Raw genomic sequence first — 18,965 nt, forward strand, 5'->3', positions numbered from 1 at the left:
CCCTAATTCCTAGCCTTTGTTTTTTAATGCTAATTCATAGTGCTTAGCGAAGTCTTCTAAATAGAACGGAGACTCTTTATTGATAATATCATCGGATAGCTTTTCATGAATATCCTCAAACCTCTTCCAACTTTGAGCATATTTCCTAGCTGGAATAACCTTATTAATAACCGTGTCTTTCGCTAAAGCATCTGAGTATATAGAAGTAGGTTCAACAAGTGACATAACACTCGAAACCGTACCTTCAACACCTTTCATTAAGGCTTGCTCATGACTTTCGATGTCATTAAATGCTTCTTTAATGGCTGCATTTGGCTTTAAGAAGCTAGCGGTTTGACGGTTATATAAGTTATGAATCGCATCTTCTAAGTTTGCAGAAAACTTTAAAGGGTTATTTTCTGACTTACGAAATGCGGTATGACTAAGTCGATTTGTTTGTTTAAACACTGCTCTGTTATGCAGTGTTTCCATTAAACCAACTAGCATCAAAGAAAATGACTCCCCCAGTTGTTCGAACCATTCCTCTCGGTTATCGCTGGGAATCATCATTGGATCTATACCCACCCCTCTAACAAAAGCCGCAAGTTCACCCCCATTGGTATCAAAGTTGGGAGTCGATAGGTGTTCTGATTGTCGGTTAACTTTCGGTAAAGTTTCAGATACGGTGCTCTGTTTTTCGGGCTTTGGGATATCAATAAAATCATCGACTAAACCAATATCTAGCTGAAAATCAGAAGGAACACTTTCGTTTAAGAGTTCACTAGCACTAAGGCCTAGGTCAACAAATTCTGCTTCCGATGGACTTGAGACTACTTCAGGGGGTGCGCTAGAAAGACTTTTACTTGTCTCAAGACTGACTACATCTGTATCTGTTTGAATAGAAATTGAAATTTGATAATCCCCTAAGCTAACCATATCGTCATCGCTTAGTGCTATTTCATTTCCTTGACCCACAGGAGTTACAGCATTATTTACAAAAGTACCATTAGTTGAGAGGTCTTTTATCAAGTATTTGTCACCAAACTTAATCAGTTCTCCGTGGGTTCCGGATACCACTCTTTCAGGATCTGGTAGTGTCCAATCACATTGTTCAGACCTACCAAATGTAACCTTGGCATGTTCATCACTTGATTCAAACACGAACTCACTCTCAATCTCTGGAGTAAATTTGTGAAAACTTGTTATGGTTAAAACCAACTTCATGTAAACCTCGCCAAAGACCTGCTAGATATTATTTTTAATTTTATTATTAACTACTTTCTTATTAACAGTAAGATTAATAAAAATCTTAATACTGCCATTGAAAATCATGCACGGAATAATGAATCATTTTTTTATCAAAGCAATCACGTATTGTTCAACAATTTTAATTATCCAACCAAGTTCAAATTTTTGACACTTAGACTTTCATCAATAAAAAAACGAATGTTAGTTTGGCCGAGAAATTCTAACATAATGACTTTTCATTGAGCAGAAAGGTATATATTCCCCCATCATTTATACGGAGTTCTTGTGATGGAAGACAGTAATAAAAACAATTCTATAAATAACGAAGAAAGCGGAGATAAAACTAAAATTGTAAAGACTCAAAAACGAGACAATGCAATTAAATCAACCAAACCCACTAATAATGAAACCTCCGTTAAAAATAAAAATGAAACAAATACAAAACTGTCTCAAAAAGAAAACACTCCGTTAGTTAATAAGAAAAAAAACAATAAAGATGACTCATTAAATAATAACAAAGATGTTATTAACGAAAGCTTAATAGGAGCGACCGTTAAAAATCGGTATGAAATTGAGTCGGTTATTGGGCATGGTGGGCTTTGCGATGTTTACTTAGCTAAAGATAGGATTCTTGAATCTTCAGGTTCAGAAACACCCTACGTTGCGTTAAAAATATTACAGAAAGAGTTTGCTTCTCAACCAGAGACTGCACGCATGTTAATACGTGAAGCTCAACAAACTCAAAGGTTAAGCCACCCTAATATCATTAGGGTTTTTGATTTTGGTGTTGATGGCGAAATATACTTTTTAGTTATGGAGTATATTAACGGAGAAACATTAGAGAGTTTAATACAGCGTTCTAGGCCCCATGGGCTGAAGTTTAATGCAACTTTATCAATCCTAAATCAGGTACTCGATGCACTCTCATATGCTCACTCTCTTGGTGTAGTGCACGCCGACCTAAAGCCCGCTAATGTGATTTTAACGTCTGAGGGTAACGTTAAGTTGCTTGATTTTGGTGTATCTAAAACTCATCAATTAAAGCAGGATCAATATGCGGCTAAACGTAAATCCGAAAATGTTGAAACGCTTGGTTATACTCCCAACTATGCATCACTCAACCTGTTATCCGGTAAGGAACCGAACTTAAGCGACGATATGTTTGCTCTATTTTGTATTGCTTACGAGCTATTGAGTTGCAAACACCCTTACGCAAGAACTCCAGTTAATGAAGCTCTCAAAAAGAAGATCAAGGTCTCTAAACCAACTAACATGCCTACATCTAAGTGGCCAATATTTTCAAGCGTATTTTCAACTGGCATCATTCCGAACGAGCTGACCCCTGAGCAGTTGAAACGCAAATTGAATATGCGCTATTGGCCTATCGCTAGCGGCGCGGCAGCGAGTATATTATTAGTTAGCGGCATTGTATTTGGTTATCAGCAGCAACAAGAAACCATCGCCAATTTGGAAACCGTTATTAGCAAGCAAAATGATCAAATTGCCGGACAAGAGTGGCAGCTTGATACGCCAGCAGAAAAAAGTTTGGCACTGATTGATAGTGAAAAAAGCTTACATCCAGTCGTTAAGGCTGGCTTATTACGCTTACACAAGACCTATATTCTCAGCGAGTTTGAATCTGAAATTGATCAGGTTTTGAATTCTGATGCCAACAACTACCCGAATTATGATGAAATTGAGTCCATACTTGATAAAGCAAAAACCTACTACCCTGACTCACATAAAATAGAAGTTCTTGCCTTAGATATTCAGTCAAGCAAGCACTCCACGTTACTTTCGATAGCAAGGCAAATCAACAGTCAACTTGAAAAGTCTCGGTACAGTAAAGAAGACGGCAGTAAATCCATCTATGAGCTCAAGGATGAGTTAAATCAGATTCATCAAGGTTATCCTTTCACGCCAAGTTCGTTATCTAGCGATGTTTTCGGTCAGCACCTCACTGAAGCACTCCAAAAGAAAGACGCAGCTGCACTTGTTGCTCTTATTAAGGTTGGGAACACCTTCTTTTCAAACGTAGAAGAGCATCAAGAGAACTTACAGATAAGTAATGCGATGAAAGATGCAGTGCTGGAAATGAAATTATATGAGACAGCGCTAGATTCCAACAGCCCTCTACCGTTTCCAGAAGATGCCGCTAGAATCCTGTTCCAAAAAGAGTTTGAAAACTTTTATTCTCGCCTAGAAAAGGCAAGGACGACAACTCATCTCGATAACTTGGTGAAGGATGTGGATCTGTTCTCGAAAAACTTTCCTATTGGTTTTCAGGATGTTAACGATTTAAGATTCAAAACTGCTGATAAATACTTACGCTTCTCCGATATATTACTTAATAAGCGAAGGACTTCAAGCGCAAGACGCGCTATGAAGAAAGCCAACGAGCTTATGAAGCAAATAGAACAGGACTCTAAGCAAAGCTAGTAATACAAAAGGGACGCGAGTCCCTTTTTTGCCGCAGATCACTTGCCAATATGCAACTAGATTGCTAATTTATACTTGTACTTAATGAGGAGAGTTAGCCTTGACTGAAGGAATAGTCAAAGTTGGCGAACGTCTGGCGTCCGTATGTAACGATAGCCTTAAACTAGGACTGCAAGACACTTACCGACTCGGCGTTTTACTTGGAAACGTCCCCTTTGCTACTTGTGTTAAAAACACGCGAGTTGAAGTTTTTTCATCCCTACATTTCGACCATTGCCGTTTGGATATAAGTCAAAATATCTTTAACAATGACTTTCTTTTTGTAAGTTTATCTCAAGCGACAAGCAAACTATTTCTGCTCAAATACTGGTTATGCCATTCATACCTTCGGCTAAGCCTTCATTATCCGAAACATTCCTCTACCGCAACGTTTAATAGGGGTATACATGATTAATTTTGATGTTCTCAATACATACATGGATAACGACGTAGATCTGATCGTCACTGTTTTTTCTACATACCTTGAAGATCACACGAATGATATAGAGCGTATAGATGAGCTATATACAAGCAGATGTTGGTCAGAACTCTATCTATTAGCGCATAGTTTAAAGGGCATTCTAGAGAGTTTCGGAGAAGACACCGCGGTCATTGCGTTTCAAAGAATAGAAGAAAAAACCAGAAACGATACAGCGCCAGATAGCTCAGATATAGCTATAGTTACTGAAGAGCTAGCTGCAATTAATCAACAAATCTTCGCTTACTTGAAGAATATGCAATAAAGAAATTCAAGGCTTAACTGGGGGAAATATGGCAATGAATAATAGCAATTTCAGGGAGTTGATTGAGTCTCTCAAAGACCTAACACCAACTCAAAAAAGGTACTTACTTAGCCGTACAAAGATGGCGCTAGATGATGAAAATAATATGTTAAACATCAGTGATATTCTAACACCAGAAGAGTTGGAGGCGTTACTATCACCAGCACCAACAACGAATACAAAATAACAATGATATACAACGCAACCGTCAGATTAACGCTAGGGACCAAGTGAAGCAAATCGACTTTGCTTGGTTGTTAGTTTCTCTCCCAATTCCTTTTCACTACAACAAACGTATTGTTTTCGAAACCTTTTTCCAATTTAAACAGGTCAGATAATTGAGCGACTAACATCAGTCCGCGACCAGAGGAGGACCAACTATCGTCATCCATTAAGTTAGGTGCCTCAATCTGTTTATTTTTATGTTGGATGAACGTCTTCTCATTGATCGGCGCTCCGCAATCAGAGACTCTCAGTTCCACGAAACCGGACACTTGGTCATCCCCAACCCTACACTCCACTTCAATTGGCAGGCCTTCTATTTCACTGTAAGAATGAATATAAGCGTTATTCATGAGCTCAACGACACAAAGCTCCAATGATTGAATTGCATTTAAGGGGATTTGATGACCCATCAAAAACCGAACAACGTCTTTGCTCGCACTTCGTGAGTGAGTAAGGGAGCTCCCGTAAGTTCGTTTAAATTCGCTCTTTGACATTCTTTTCCTTAAAATCGAGCCTCTCACCATGCCATTTTACCTGTAAAAGGCTGGCATCATCATCAAACTCATCTTCGTTGTGCCAAGATTGTACTTTTTTAAAGACGTCTCCCACTTGATCTTCAACTGGCAGCGTGCAAACAGCTTTTATACTCGATGCCAATCGTTGTAGTGAAAACATCTCCTCACCCTGCCTCGCTTCAATCAAACCATCCGAATAAAGCCACAATGCATCGCCCTCATCTAGACTAATTTGGTTACCGCTATATTCTATCGGCTGCATTGCACCAACGATAAAGTTATCGTCACCTATCTGTTCCATCGTGTTCGTACTCGCTCGCCAAACTAAGATCCTGGGGTGGCCAGCCGTGCAATAGCTAAGTCGCCCTGATTTTGTGTTAAGAATGGCGTAAGCCATAGTAAAGTAAAGTTGACTGTTTCTAGTTTGCTGATAACGCCGATTTAGCCGTTCAATCACAGATGCTGGCTCACTTACGCAATAGCAGTCATCTCTCAACTCCATCGTGATCGAATCAGGCCCCTGACTTTGAGATAGCGTCTGTTGAATAGAAAAAGCCATCAAAGCTGAAGAAATACCATGACCAGAAACATCAAATACATAAAACGCAACATGTTGTTCATCGAGCTCCAAATACCCCAACATATCACCACCAATCTGGGAGCATGGTTTGTAGACATAGCTAAAATTTACATTCTGAATAGTTGATTCAGCAGGGAGTAGTTGCTCCATCAGATGACTAGCAGACTGTAGGTCTTGGTGGATTGTTTGATAGGCCGCATCTAGCTCTTTATTTCTCTCAACGAGTTTGTTGTGCAGTTCTAAAGTACGAAACCCCGCACGGATTCTGGCCTGAAGTTCCTCTACAGACGTCTTCTTATCTACGAAATCATCTGCGCCAGCATCAATGCCTTTCACGATCGAACTTTGGTCATTTCTAGAAGACAGTAGAACAAAGAAAATGTAACGTTCGCTAACTTTAGATTTTAATTGGCGACACAATTCAATACCATTAATTCTAGGCATCATTAAATCGCTCAGCACAAACTGAATATCAGGGCGGTGGGTTAGCACTTCAAGCGCCGCTCTTCCGTCTTCAACTGCAACCACTTCATAGCCTTGCTTTTCCAATGCACTGCTGATGTAAAGCAGTACTGTTTTACTGTCATCGACCAAAAGAATGGGTTTCATCTTCCTCCTTAATACAGTTGCTATACTGGCTAACGCAAAACACTAGTCACTGACTGCTCATTTCTAAAACGGCTGTAGTCTTCGGCTAATAATTGGTGTTGATATCGAGTGTAAGACAACGCTTCATTAGAAATTAGTATCTGATGCTCTTTTTCGATTAACTGACTTTGCAGCCTTTCAATCTGTTCATTCTGCTGTATGTAATTGAGGTACAGTGCGAATAGACCAAAAACCGAAACCATTAACAGGGCTATTAGAATATTATTGATAGTTTTCACTTGAATACTCATGACCTCTCCTTGTCTATTACTAGACTTTCCATGATGAAAGAGAGCGTCTACGGACCAAGAGCTCGAGGCTCTAAAACGCAACGAAGCAAATTGAGGTTGTTTTTCCAATTATAGGCGATAGGAGAAAAAATAAGAAAAATCTGAGAAAATTTGAATATCCTGCTGAGTTAAGAATCGGTAAGGTGGTAGCAGCGAGCTATCATCCACTCGCTGCAATACATTAACTCTGAAATGCAGGTCTAGCTAAAATTTGGTTATACCATCGAGCAATGTTTGGCGACGTCGATAGCACATCAATTTCTAGGCCTTTAATTGCGAAACTGATCAAAATAAAGCCTGTTATATCGACGATAGTAAAATGGTCTACGGCGATAAAATCATTATGTTCAAGACGCTTGTCTAAGACGGGCAGAAATTCGTAGACGCGTTGTTTTGATTCTTCGCCCCATGCTTCAACGCAACGTTCTCTGTCTCCATAAACTCCGGTCATGTTTCGAAACGCCTGAAATGCCGCATTTAGTCCTTGGAATTCGACAACGCGATGCCACATTTCTACCTGAGCACGTTCGAGCTGGTTAGCACCAAACAGCGCCAGATCATTTTCAAACGCTTCATCTAGGTAGCGACAAATCGCCACGCTTTCACAGATCGTCGTGCCATCATCCAGTTCCAGTAGAGGCACTTTGCCGTTCACGCTTTTCGATTTAAACGGTTCAGATAGGTTATCGCCCTCACGAACGTTCAGCGCAATTCGCTCAACCTCGCCACCGATTTCCTTTAGAAAAATGCTAACTCGCTTACAACTTGGAGTCATTGCGGTTTCATAGAGCTTCATTTCACATCCTTTTATCTTTTTCTAACCGATTGGTTAGGATATACTGTAGCCAGTTTATAAACGATCAGTCAAGAACTTCACTATCAAAAATTTTCAAACAGTTGTGGGTCTGTTTGCTGAGAGATATTTTTGATGCCGTTTGTGAGTTCACATGAATTTGGGGGCTGATACCCAAGCATAGATGGGTATTCATCATATTGGTTCAGTTCGAACGCTAGAGGTTCTCTGTACCATCCCTCCAAAGCAATTTAATTACCCGATAAGCAGACCCAGGCAGGTAATTTATGGCAAGAAAAGCCAACTTCGACCGAGATGAAAAGCTTCTCGTGGCTATGGATGTATTTTGGCGCAAGGGCTTTGCGAACACGTCTATCTCGGATCTCACCGACGAACTGAACATCAACCGCTTCAGTCTTTACAACACCTATGGTGACAAGCAACAGCTCTACTACGAAGCGCTCGATACTTACTTAAAAAAGGTCTCGCTACCGTCACTCAATGATTTGGAAAAAGACGACGCGTCTTTACCTGAGTTGGAATCGTTCCTTAAATCTTTTGCTGAGCTGCAACGCAAACGCAACTGTGGGTGCTTTATCCAAAATGCGTTGATTGAGCACGCTGGTGAAGACGATGATGTACTGCGCAAAGGGCATTTTTTGTTTGACCATCTTATCGACATCATTGCGGATGCGCTGACCAATGCACAAAAAGAAACCTTAGTGCCGAAAACGCTGAAACCAGAAGAGCTTGCTCGTTTTGTTCTCAACAACATGCAAGGCATGCGCGTACTTGGCAAAGCCAAACGTTATGCCGACTTGGATACGGCGCTTTCCTGCTTGCTGGTTTTGATTAGGAAGTAATATGTCGATTGAAGTGATAGCACTACGTCTTACCAAAGGCATGGACTTAAAGCTGAGCCTAGCGAAATTGGTCGAGCAGCATGGTATCAAAGCAGGCTCGATTGCCTCATGCGTTGGCTGTGTCTCTGACCTCAACCTTCGTTTGGCAGGTGCAGAGAGTACGTTAACCAAACATGAGCCATTTGAAATCGTCTCTGTGATGGGAACTCTAACGCCTGAACATCAACACGTTCATATCTCGGTGTCTGATCGTGAAGGACGAGTTTGGGGTGGGCATTTGCTGGAAGGCACAGTGATTGATACTACCGCAGAGTTGATCATCCATTCGTACTCAGAACTTGAGTTCACTAGAGCGATGGACGACTCGACTGGCTATACCGAACTACAAGTGAACCCTTCCAAATAATTAAAAGCTCCAGAGCCATACTGTGCTGTCTCTGGAGCTTTATTCGCTTGTCTCTTACGCTAAGAATTTACTCATTTCGAGCAAGCTAGTTTCGAGGGTCATTCTTCGACTAAGTAACAAACCTGATTATCGTCGACTGTTACTTGCCATGTTTTTAGACAGTGCGCATCGTCTTCTAAACACTGCCCACTCTTTAAACTGAAGTGCTGTTTATATAGTGGTGATGCAACACACATCTCACCATCAATATCACCGACAATCCCTCGACTCATCACATAAGCCTTACCAATTGGGTCCCAATCTTGAACGGCGTAAACACCGCTATCTGGAATGTAGAATAGCGCAACGTGCTCGCCTTCAATCAATACAGTAGCACCGATAAACGGCATTAAGTCATCAAGCTGACACAATTTCACTTTGGTTAAAGCTGCCATTTACACCTCCTGTTTCACTGGAATACGCTGACCGCGCACACGTTGGTACGGCAAGACTTTGCTGCCCGACGTGCTGTTCAAGAAAGGACGGAAGCGTTGCAATTTCTGAGGATTATCCAACGTACTCTTCCACTCACATTGATACGTATCTACGACTCGTGCCATTTGTTCATCCAAAGAATCACATAGATTCAGAGAGTCATCCAAAATCACTTGTTTAAGGTAATCTAGGCCCCCTTCCATGTTCTCCATCCACACCGACGTGCGCTGCAAGCGATCTGCGGTGCTGACGTAGAACATCAATACTCGGTCGATCATGGTGATCAACTCTGATTTGGATAAGTCAGATGCAAACAAATCCGCGTGTCGTGGTCTCATGCCGCCATTACCACAAACGTATAGATTCCAGCCGTTTTCGGTGGCGATCACCCCAATGTCTTTACTTTGCGCTTCTGCACACTCGCGAGTACAGCCCGATACGGCAAACTTAAGCTTATGGGGCGCTCGCAATCCTTTGTAGCGGTTCTCTAACTCAATAGCTAATCCGACCGAGTCATCAACACCATAGCGGCACCAAGTAGAACCGACGCAAGATTTCACGGTGCGCACCGACTTGCCGTAGGCGTGCCCTGTTTCAAAACCAGCATCAATTAAGGTTTGCCAGATTTCTGGGAGTTGCTCTAACTGCGCGCCAAATAAATCCACGCGCTGACCGCCAGTGATTTTGGTGTATAGATCGTATTGTTGAGCAACTTCGCCTAGCACGATGAGTTTGTCTGGTGTGATTTCGCCGCCCGGAACACGAGGTACAATCGAGTAAGAACCATCTTTTTGCAGGTTCGCCATAAAGGCATCGTTGGAATCTTGCAGAGATTGATGTTGAGGCTCCATGATGTGTTCATTCCACAAAGAAGCAAACACAGATGCTGCTGTCGGCTTACAGATATCACACCCATGCCCCTTGCCATGCAGTGCAATTAAGGTGTCGAAGTCTTTGATTTGTTCCACTTGGCAAATATGGAACATCTCTTGGCGACTGAGCTCAAAGTGCTCACAAAGGTGGTTGTTAACCTCTACCCCCATAGCTGCCAATTGAGTATCCAATACCGACTTGACCATATTGCTACAGCCACCACAGCCAGTACCGGCTTTGGTGTTGGCTTTAAGGTCCGTCAGGTTGGTAGTGCCAGCTTGTATCTCGGCAACTAAGTCGCCTTTTGTGACGTTGTGACAAGAACAGATGATGGCGCTGTCTGGCATCTCTCCATCCAGCATTCCGGTATCAAACAGCAGGTTCGCCGCGTGGTCTGGCAGAACCGTTTTGTTCAAATAACACTGTAAGAGTGCATCGTAGTCGCTGTTGTCACCAACAAGAATTGCACCGAGCAATTGGGTGCCGCTCGCATCAACCACCAGCTTTTTGTAGATGCCTGCGACCGCATCTTGCAAGACCATTTCTTGTGCGCCTTCGGTTTGCATTTGTGCATCGCCGATAGACGCCACATCCACCCCAAGCAGCTTAAGTTTGGTGCTCATGTCTGCACCTTTAAAACCATCGCTCGGCATCCCAGTCAAGACATCGGCAGTGGTTCTCGCCATGGTGTAACCGGGTGCGACTAAGCCAAAGATCTTTTGCTCCCAAAGAGCACATTCGCCAATCGCATAAATGTTCTCATCGCTGGTTTGGCATTGGTTATTAATCACAATGCCGCCTCGCTCGCCTACTTCTAGCTCAGCTATTCTTGCCAACTCATCTTGAGGGCGAATCCCTGCGGAAAAGACAATCACATCCACTTCGAGAGGATCTTTGTCTTTAAACACCATGCGATGTTTAGCCGTTTCACCATCGCAGATTCGTTCCGTACCTGTAGAGGTGTGAACGGTTAGCCCTAGCGCTTCAATCTTCTCTTTTAGTACTAAGCCAGCACCATCGTCTAACTGCACGGGCATCAGGCGAGGCGCAAATTCAATGACGTGAGTTTCTAGCCCCAATAGTTTGAGTGCATTTGCCGCCTCTAAACCCAACAATCCACCGCCAATCACTGCGCCTGTTCTTGCGCCTTCACATGCTTTTTTGATTTGTGAAAGGTCATCAAGTGTACGGTAGACATACACGTTGTCGCGGTCTTTACCTTCAATTGGCGGCACAAATGGGTACGAACCAGTCGCGAGCACAAGTTGGTCGTAACCCAGCACATCTTCACCATCAAGCAGAATGCGCTTTTGCTCTCTGTCGATACCTGTTACTTGGCTGCCAAGTACGAGTTGGATGCCATGCATGTCGTACCATTCTTGGTTACTCAGCATCAAATCATCATGAGACTTACCCGCAAATAAAGAAGAAAGTTGTACACGGTCATACGCGATAAAGCGCTCTGCACCAATCACGGTAATTCGGTGCTCCAAATGTGCATTTTTCTGCACCAATTGCTCGACAAGGTGTTGCCCGACCATACCGTTACCTACCACAACAATGTGGCTTAATGCGTTCTTTACTGGAATCGTTAAAGGACTGTTCATCGCTGCCTCCTTATGCCGTTTGCGCTGCGGTTTTGGGTTTGTCTTCTTTCGAAGCAGGAATCTCGACTTTGGATTGCTTCTCGTAAAGGAACTTCAGCACTGCTTGTCGACACTTCTGATACTGTGCATCATCTGCCAGTGCGACACGCTCACGGGGACGCGGTAAATTCACTTCTAACACTTCACCAATGGTTGCCGCCGGTCCGTTAGTCATCATCACGATTTTGTCGGATAGCAACACCGCCTCATCCACATCGTGGGTAATCATGATGACGGTGTTGTTTAGCTCGGCTTGAATCTTCATCAGTGCATCCTGCAAATGCGCACGAGTTAACGCATCCAACGCGCCAAATGGTTCATCCATCAATAAAACCTTTGGTTGAAGTGCCAGTGCTCTCGCGATGCCGACCCGCTGCTTCATACCACCCGAGATTTCATCCGGCTTTTTGTGCGCAGCATGCTGCATTTGAATCAACTCCAAGTAGTGATTCACTTGTTCCTGAATCCACGCTTTGCCCTTTTTGCCAGCAATTTGTTTTACTGCGAGCTCAACGTTTTGATACACAGTGAGCCAAGGCAATAATGAATGGTTTTGGAACACCACTGCGCGGTCGGGTCCCGGTCCTGCCACCTCTCGTCCGTCGACGATCACGCCGCCGTCTGTTGGCATGTGTAGACCCGCAACTAAGTTCAATACCGTTGATTTACCGCAGCCAGAGTGGCCAATCAGGGATACAAACTCACCTTTATTGATTTGTAAATCGACGTTCTTAAGCGCGATGAACTCGCCATCTGGCGTTGGGAATCGCATCCCTAAACGCGTTAGATCTAATAATGCTTTTTCCATGATCTTTTCCCTTATCTCAACGCTTGTTGTTTATTCCAAGACAGCCACTTTTGAAGTTGCAACATGCCTCTATCGAGCATCAAACCGATAAAGCCGATGGTGATGACTGCGACCATAATACGACCCAATGATGCCGAACTGCCGTTCTGGAATTCATCCCAAACGAACTTTCCCAACCCAGGGTTCTGCGCGAGCATCTCTGCCGCAATCAACACCATCCAAGCGATACCTAAAGAGAGACGTAAACCTGTGAAGATCATTGGAATGGCAGAAGGTAATACGATGGTGCGGATGTGCTGCCACCAGGAAAGTTGAAGCACTTTACTCACGTTGATTAAGTCTTTATCAACGCTTGTTACACCCACAGCGGTGTTAATCAGCGTCGGCCATAAGCTACACAGCGCCACAGTGATCAGAGAGTTAATGAACGACTTAGCAAACATCGGATCATCACTCACATAAGTGGCACTTACAACCATGGTGACGATAGGCAGCCAAGCTAAAGGTGATACGGGCTTGAGCAGTTGAATGATTGGGTTGAACGCTTGATACAGCCCTTGATTAAGACCAAGCACGATGCCAAGCGGAATCGCGATAACCGTCGCCAGCAAAAAGCCCGCAGTTACGGTCACTAAGCTTGTTATGATTTGGTCGAAGAACGTCGGTTTACCAGTGTAAGGACGAATCTTCACTTCCGCGTCTGGATTCTTGGCTAACTTCGCAGCATTGCGCTTTTCCTGACGCTCGATAAACGCTTGTTCCTTTTCTCGCTCTTGCCAATGGTCATCGACAAGGTTGCTGAACTGCTGAAAAGTTTGCACAGGCCCCGGTAGCGTACCTAATGAGGTTTGCACTTCTCTCGCTGCTAAGTGCCACATTGCCAAAAAGATCAGCAAGCCAATGACGGGCAAAAGCACCAGCCGACTTCGGTTCACTACCTGCTTAGCAGGAAACAGGGAAATGACATTACTAGACATACTCACTCCTAAGAAATTTACATCCTTGTTGCCACAAGCGAATTCCCTCGCCTGTGGCGTTTATCGTTATGGTTAAACCTTGTCTTTTCCTTTAAGCCCGATAGAGAACTTCTCTAGATATTTATTTGGCTCGCGACCGTCATAAACGATGTTGTCGATAAAGTGTGTTTGTGGCGCACGGAAACCATCTTCAGCACTAAAATCTGGGAAGTCTTTTTTGCTCAACACACCATCTTCAATCAGTGCTTGAGCCGCTTGTTGGTAAATGTCCGGACGGTAAACCTCTTTTGCGACATCCATGTACCAATCATCGGATTTCTCGCTTGAGATCTGTCCCCAGCGACGCATTTGGGTCAGGTACCAAATCGCATCGCTGTAATACGGATACGTGGCGTTATGACGGAAGAACACGTTGAAGTCTGGCACGTCTCGTTTGTCGCCTTTCTCGTATTCAAATGTGCCCGTCATCGAGTTGGCGATAACTTCGGCATCGGCTCCAACGTATTCGCTTTTTGATAGCATCTTCACTGCTTCTTGGCGGTTGGCATTGTCGTTTTCATCCAACCAATGTGCCGCCCGAATCAAGGCTTTCACTACGCGAATGTGCGTGTTTGGATACTTCTCAGCCCAAACTTTGGAAACACCAAACACTTTCTCTGGGTTGTTCTTCCAGATCTCGTAATCGGTCACGACTGGCGTACCAATGCCTTTGAATACGGCTTGTTGGTTCCATGGTTCGCCTACGCAGTACCCTTTGATCGTGCCCGCTTCCATTGTTGCTGGCATTTGTGGTGGCGGTGTAACACTCAAAAGAACGTCAGCATCCAACTGGCCACTGTTATCGCCTGAGTCTGGTGCGTAAAAGCCTGGATGAATCCCACCTGCCGCTAACCAGTATCGCAACTCATAGTTGTGCGTCGATACAGGAAACACCATGCCCATGTTGAACGGTTTACCTTTATCCAGATAGCTGTCGACCACAGGCTTCAGTGCATCCGCTTTGATTGGGTGAACAGGCTTGCCATCCGGTTGTTTTGGAATGTATTGCTTCATCTGCTCCCAAGTATCATTGGAAACCGTGATTGCGTTGCCGTTCAAATCCATACTGAACGCGGTAATCACTTCTGCTTTTGTACCGACACCAATCGTCGCGCCCAATGGCTGACCAGCAAGCATGTGCGCGCCAGCAAGCTCACCATCGATGACTCGGTCTAATAGCACCTTCCAGTTTGCTTGCGCTTCTAAAGTGACGTACAAGCCTTCGTCTTCAAAAAAGCCTTTCTCATAAGCAACCGCCAGCGGTGCCATATCGGTTAACTTAATAAAACCAAACTTCAGGTCTTCAATTTCTGGCTCACCCAACTCTGCCTTTACGCTGACCGTGGTGAATACCGATAACGAAATTGCTGACACTTTCAGCATCGAACTCCATTTCATTGGTTTGCTCCCATAAAAAAAGCGCCACTACTCCGAAGAGCAGTAGCGCCGTTGCTAAGTCTACAATTACCGCCGTTGATAATTGAGATAAGCGATTCAACAATAAACCCAATTCTACTAATCCAATTACTGTGCCAACTTATTTTTCACAGTAAATACAATAGATTAGTATATCTTGCCGTTTGTTATTCCCTGTTATTGCTTGCTGATAGTGCAACACGCACCACGTTAGAAAACGCACTCTAACCCCAAAGTGGTAGAGCGACTAATCAAGCACCTCCAAAGTAGTTATCAAATTCTTGGCAACTTGTGCGAGCGTTTGGCTCGATTGCATGGCCGAATTTCTAAGCGCTTTATAAGCCTGATCTTCATCAACGCTGTGCATCTTCATCAGCAGACCTTTGGCTTTTTCCACCAGCTTGCGCTCTTCAATCTTGTGGGTCAGCGATTCAATTTCCGATTGCATACTTTCGAATTTCGCTCTCACTAATGTCGCATGTTCAATCCAAGGTTGAAGCGCAAACTCACTATCGTGGGGCATGAGCACATAGTCCATTTTTTCTGATAACCGATTGATATCATTGGATGATAATTGCTTTAAGACGATAAGAAGTGGTGCCGATTTTCTGCGGCAGAAATCGACGATCAAACGCAGTTCCGCGGTTGGTTGCTGCCATCCAACCACAACGCTTGCTGACGGTTCTCGTTGCATTAACGTTTCTAGTTGTGCCAATTGGCAGCCGATGATGTTGTCGTAATCTTTGCTCAATAAGCCGGACAATCGAGCCTGCTCTTGGAGGCTATCACAACATACTATGATGGGTGTTTTTGACGTTGATTGAGTCATGCACATTCCTTGTTTATATCTCACTCACTAAGAGAGACATAACAAGGAATGTGCCAACTAAAGTAGACGCGTTTTAACTAGAGGCGAGATGTTCTTTGAAGAAGCCGAGTGTGCGCTCCCAAGCGAGTGCTGCTTCTTCCGGTGCGTAGCGTGCTGTTGAGTCGTTATGGAAGCCGTGGTTGACGTTCTCATACATTAACGCTTGATACTGTGCGTCGGTTGCGATCAATTGCTGCTCATAAGCAGGCCATGTGTCGTTAACACGCTTATCGAGCCCTGCAAAGTGAATCATCAATGGCCCTTTGACTTGCTTTTGGATCTCTTGCGCCGCGGGTGTTCCATAGAATGGCACACCTGCATCGAGTTCTTCTGGCATAACTGCTGCAAGCATGTTGACAATGTATCCACCGAAGCAGAATCCAACCGCGCCCAATTTACCGTTACCACCCTCGTATTGCTTAAGGAAGTTAGCCGCTGCAATAAAGTCTTGTTCGATCTTGGCTCTGTCCATCTCTTTCTGCATGGCGCGACCTTCATCGTCGTTCCCCGGATAGCCGCCGAGTGGATAAAGCGCGTCTGGAGCGAAAGCAATAAAGCCATCTTTTGCAAGTCGTCTTGCGACATCTTTGATATAAGGGTTCAGACCTCGGTTTTCATGGATCACCAACACAGTCGGCGATTTTAAGGTCTTCTTCTGTGGCATCACCAAATAACCACGCCCTTCTCCATGCCCATTTGGAGATGGAAAGGTTTCGTAAGTTGCTTTGATGTCAGGATCGTTAAATGAAACTTGTTCTGCGAGTGCATAATTCGGGGTTAGCGCGTCGACCAGTGCTGTCATGCTAAAGCCAAGCACAGCAAGGCCACCCAGCCTATTTAGAAACTCACGGCGCGAGATTTTTCCGTGGGCGTATTCGTCGTACCAATCGAAGGCTTCTTGCGGGATCGGATGAGAAGCCTTTTCACTAGGAGTGGTATGCTTTAGAACCATTATCCATGTCCTCTGTGTCTTACCATATGGGATTTTCTCATTCTCAAACGCGAAGCTAAAAACGAACGCGATTGAGGCTAAAACTGCGGTTTCACCACTCTGATACGGAGCAAGGTGGTGAAACACATCATTGGCGAGCTAGGATCTTTTACCTTCTTCAAACAGTAGATAATGGATTCAGATTCAACAACTTTGCGTCGTTGGTTTTACATTAATTGACAATAGTATCTTATTGCTGGCCGCAATAGGCTTGCCAGTAAGAGAAAGCTCGTTCGAATGCTTTTTCCCTGTCGTGCATTTGTGCAAACAAGACCACTGTCATTGTGGCGAGAACCGTATTCGCCATTTGGTTCATGTCATCTTCTGACGTCCCAAACGGGCAGTTCGCAGGCATTGGCACCTCAGACAGCATTTGCTCCGTCCAGTAGTGCGATGTCACGCCGCTTGTTTGGCTTAACCATACGGTTTGACTTACTTTCGGGTTGTATTCTGACTCACCCGATTGTCCTTTAAATGACACAACAGCGTGAGCGGTTTGACCAATCTCGTATTCGACTTCAGCATGAAGTTGTTGGAATCCAGGATGGAAGCTACCACGAATACCAACCGTCGCCTGCCCCGGATTCAATGCTCGAACCACAGTATTAATCGGCGTTCTAAGCCCATAACGATTCTTCCAACCGATCATGGTTTCTGCTTGAGGAGCAAACGCACTCAGCGGCAGATACACAATGTTTTGTGTTTCTAATACACGCTTTGCGTCTTCTGCTGATTCCGCTTTCGTAATAGCAAATTTGTCGAGGTAGTCTTCAGCGTGTAAACGACCAGATTGGCGGTCGTGATAGCCGTGCATCAACACTTTATGACCATTATCGGCGAGGATCTTTGCTGCCAACAGGTGCCAAGGTTGACCTGCCGCTTCACGTTTGCCTGCATAACATGGCCAGTCGATGTTTGCACCAATAGCAGGCATGCGGGATTGGAATGCTTTCACAAAGCCAGCGATTTCTTGTTGAGTCTCGTTCTGTACGCGGATCAGCATCAACAGCATTGCCATCTGATCGTCGTCGCACTCACCGTTTAGGTATTCATCCATAACTCGAAACGCTTGGTCAAAGTTCAGTGGTTTTCTACCACGTTCGCCACGACCGACTGTTCTAATACATTCCAAAATGCTGCTCATATTCCCTCGTATTCCGTCACTGACTGTACGGTTTCTATTAGTTGTTCGCGCAGTTTGACAACTTCTCCCATCACAATCAATGCTGGGCTCACGCCTTTAAGTGTAATCGATAAATCATTGAGCTGATTGAGTTGTGTAACGTGCACTTGTTGTTGAGGGCTGCAACCATGAGTGATGATCGCGACTGGGAAATCTGCTCTCAAACCAGAGCCGATTAAACCCGTTTGTATTTGCGATGACTTTTCTAACCCCATATAGAAGACTAACGTTTGTCCGCTTTGCATCAGTTGGCTCCACGCCTCAAATGCGCCTGTTACCACTTGCCCTGTCACAAAGGTAACGCTGCGAGCAACGCCACGATGAGTCAGCGGAATCAAGCTGTTTGCTGAACATCCAATCGCAGCAGTAATGCCGGGAATGACTTCGTACGCGATTGAGTGTTTGACGAGCGCTAATGCTTCTTCGCCTCCACGGCCAAATACTAAAGGATCTCCCCCTTTTAAGCGCACAACTCGCTTTCCTTGTTGAGCGAGTGATACCATCAAGTCACAAATTTCTTCCTGACCAATACTAGGTTGTCCGCATCGTTTGCCCACGTAAATCCAATCGGCCTGTGGCGGAGCCAACTCCAAAATATCTTTGTTAACCAAACGGTCGTACAGCAGAATCTCTGCCGACATAATCGCTTTCACAGCCTTTACGGTTAACAAGTCTGGATCGTGCGGCCCTGCTCCGACAATCGAGACAAAACCTTTGTGGTTCGCGTCTAGGTCTACTGAATGGTCTTCTAAAAGTTGCTTCAGTTTGCTTGCTTGGTCATGCTTAGAAAAACGAGACGAGCGTTCTTGTTTCTGACTCGCTTGTCCTTTCTTAAACCAAGACTTTTGATAAGGCGCTTCCATGTGCTTATCCTCTTTGTAAC

At 44.3% G+C, this 18,965-nt stretch carries 19 protein-coding genes; 5 read left to right on the plus strand and 14 right to left on the minus strand.

The window, feature by feature from the left end:
• Nucleotides 1-9: 9 nt before the first annotated feature.
• Complete coding sequence (gene tagH / locus R7Q39_RS24970) at nt 10-1,203, minus strand: type VI secretion system-associated FHA domain protein TagH (protein ID WP_206952874.1); 1,194 nt, start codon at nt 1,201-1,203, stop codon at nt 10-12.
• A 312-nt stretch (nt 1,204-1,515) separates the two neighbouring features.
• Between tagH and R7Q39_RS24975 the strand changes: the two genes are divergently transcribed.
• The 3 genes from R7Q39_RS24975 to R7Q39_RS24985 all read left to right on the plus strand — a co-directional run bounded on the left by R7Q39_RS24975 (nt 1,516) and on the right by R7Q39_RS24985 (nt 4,674).
• On the plus strand, nt 1,516-3,666 hold the full coding sequence (locus R7Q39_RS24975) for a serine/threonine-protein kinase (RefSeq protein WP_206952872.1): 2,151 nt from the start codon (nt 1,516-1,518) through the stop codon (nt 3,664-3,666).
• A 446-nt stretch (nt 3,667-4,112) separates the two neighbouring features.
• A complete protein-coding gene (locus R7Q39_RS24980; protein WP_005375918.1) occupies nt 4,113-4,448 on the plus strand; it encodes an Hpt domain-containing protein in 336 nt (111 codons plus the stop codon).
• Between the two features lie 34 nt (nt 4,449-4,482).
• Nucleotides 4,483-4,674 (plus strand): hypothetical protein, encoded by a 192-nt coding sequence (locus R7Q39_RS24985; protein ID WP_005375916.1) that lies wholly within the window; start codon nt 4,483-4,485, stop codon nt 4,672-4,674.
• A gap of 70 nt (nt 4,675-4,744) precedes the next feature.
• Here the strand turns inward: R7Q39_RS24985 and R7Q39_RS24990 are convergent, their stop codons facing one another.
• The 4 genes from R7Q39_RS24990 to R7Q39_RS25005 all read right to left on the minus strand — a co-directional run bounded on the left by R7Q39_RS24990 (nt 4,745) and on the right by R7Q39_RS25005 (nt 7,541).
• Complete coding sequence (locus R7Q39_RS24990) at nt 4,745-5,206, minus strand: ATP-binding protein (protein WP_005375914.1); 462 nt, start codon at nt 5,204-5,206, stop codon at nt 4,745-4,747.
• Complete coding sequence (locus tag R7Q39_RS24995) at nt 5,187-6,416, minus strand: PP2C family protein-serine/threonine phosphatase (protein WP_053307741.1); 1,230 nt, start codon at nt 6,414-6,416, stop codon at nt 5,187-5,189. The genes R7Q39_RS24990 and R7Q39_RS24995 overlap by 20 nt, the downstream gene beginning before the upstream one ends.
• Nucleotides 6,417-6,445: 29 nt before the next feature.
• Nucleotides 6,446-6,706 (minus strand): hypothetical protein, encoded by a 261-nt coding sequence (locus R7Q39_RS25000; protein WP_053303685.1) that lies wholly within the window; start codon nt 6,704-6,706, stop codon nt 6,446-6,448.
• A 220-nt stretch (nt 6,707-6,926) separates the two neighbouring features.
• Nucleotides 6,927-7,541 (minus strand): glutathione S-transferase family protein, encoded by a 615-nt coding sequence (locus R7Q39_RS25005; RefSeq protein WP_005375905.1) that lies wholly within the window; start codon nt 7,539-7,541, stop codon nt 6,927-6,929.
• A gap of 284 nt (nt 7,542-7,825) precedes the next feature.
• On the opposite strand from R7Q39_RS25005, the gene R7Q39_RS25010 reads away from it, so the two are divergent.
• Nucleotides 7,826-8,401 (plus strand): TetR/AcrR family transcriptional regulator, encoded by a 576-nt coding sequence (locus tag R7Q39_RS25010; RefSeq protein ID WP_005375904.1) that lies wholly within the window; start codon nt 7,826-7,828, stop codon nt 8,399-8,401.
• 1 nt (nt 8,402) lies between these two features.
• Nucleotides 8,403-8,807: a PPC domain-containing DNA-binding protein gene (locus R7Q39_RS25015; RefSeq protein WP_206952870.1), complete on the plus strand. Its 405-nt coding sequence runs from the start codon at nt 8,403-8,405 to the stop codon at nt 8,805-8,807.
• Nucleotides 8,808-8,905: 98 nt separating this feature from the next.
• Here the strand turns inward: R7Q39_RS25015 and nirD are convergent, their stop codons facing one another.
• The 9 genes from nirD to cobA form a co-directional block, all read right to left on the minus strand.
• The gene (gene nirD / locus R7Q39_RS25020) at nt 8,906-9,241 is read right to left on the minus strand and encodes a nitrite reductase small subunit NirD (protein WP_042764613.1); all 336 of its coding nucleotides are present in this window, start codon (nt 9,239-9,241) and stop codon (nt 8,906-8,908) included.
• Nucleotides 9,242-11,761, minus strand: a complete 2,520-nt coding sequence (nirB, locus tag R7Q39_RS25025; RefSeq protein ID WP_318077001.1) for a nitrite reductase large subunit NirB — start codon at nt 11,759-11,761, stop codon at nt 9,242-9,244.
• A 10-nt stretch (nt 11,762-11,771) separates the two neighbouring features.
• Nucleotides 11,772-12,608 carry an ABC transporter ATP-binding protein gene (locus R7Q39_RS25030; protein ID WP_005450080.1) on the minus strand — a complete coding sequence of 279 codons (837 nt, stop codon included), beginning with the start codon at nt 12,606-12,608 and terminating at the stop codon, nt 11,772-11,774.
• Nucleotides 12,609-12,619: 11 nt separating this feature from the next.
• On the minus strand, nt 12,620-13,585 hold the full coding sequence (locus tag R7Q39_RS25035) for an ABC transporter permease (protein WP_005375889.1): 966 nt from the start codon (nt 13,583-13,585) through the stop codon (nt 12,620-12,622).
• 72 nt (nt 13,586-13,657) lie between these two features.
• Nucleotides 13,658-15,022 carry a CmpA/NrtA family ABC transporter substrate-binding protein gene (locus R7Q39_RS25040; protein ID WP_318077002.1) on the minus strand — a complete coding sequence of 455 codons (1,365 nt, stop codon included), beginning with the start codon at nt 15,020-15,022 and terminating at the stop codon, nt 13,658-13,660.
• Nucleotides 15,023-15,287: 265 nt separating this feature from the next.
• Nucleotides 15,288-15,869 carry an ANTAR domain-containing response regulator gene (locus R7Q39_RS25045; protein ID WP_012129218.1) on the minus strand — a complete coding sequence of 194 codons (582 nt, stop codon included), beginning with the start codon at nt 15,867-15,869 and terminating at the stop codon, nt 15,288-15,290.
• Between the two features lie 73 nt (nt 15,870-15,942).
• Nucleotides 15,943-16,860: a dienelactone hydrolase family protein gene (locus R7Q39_RS25050; RefSeq protein ID WP_009704599.1), complete on the minus strand. Its 918-nt coding sequence runs from the start codon at nt 16,858-16,860 to the stop codon at nt 15,943-15,945.
• Nucleotides 16,861-17,089: 229 nt separating this feature from the next.
• The gene (locus R7Q39_RS25055; protein WP_318077003.1) at nt 17,090-18,043 is read right to left on the minus strand and encodes a glycosyl transferase family protein; all 954 of its coding nucleotides are present in this window, start codon (nt 18,041-18,043) and stop codon (nt 17,090-17,092) included.
• On the minus strand, nt 18,040-18,945 hold the full coding sequence (cobA, locus tag R7Q39_RS25060) for a uroporphyrinogen-III C-methyltransferase (protein ID WP_318077004.1): 906 nt from the start codon (nt 18,943-18,945) through the stop codon (nt 18,040-18,042). Before cobA ends, R7Q39_RS25055 begins: the two co-directional genes overlap by 4 nt.
• Nucleotides 18,946-18,965 lie beyond the last annotated feature (20 nt).

It is taken from the genome of Vibrio sp. 947, from assembly GCF_033339115.1.
Taxonomy (GTDB): domain Bacteria; phylum Pseudomonadota; class Gammaproteobacteria; order Enterobacterales; family Vibrionaceae; genus Vibrio; species Vibrio alginolyticus.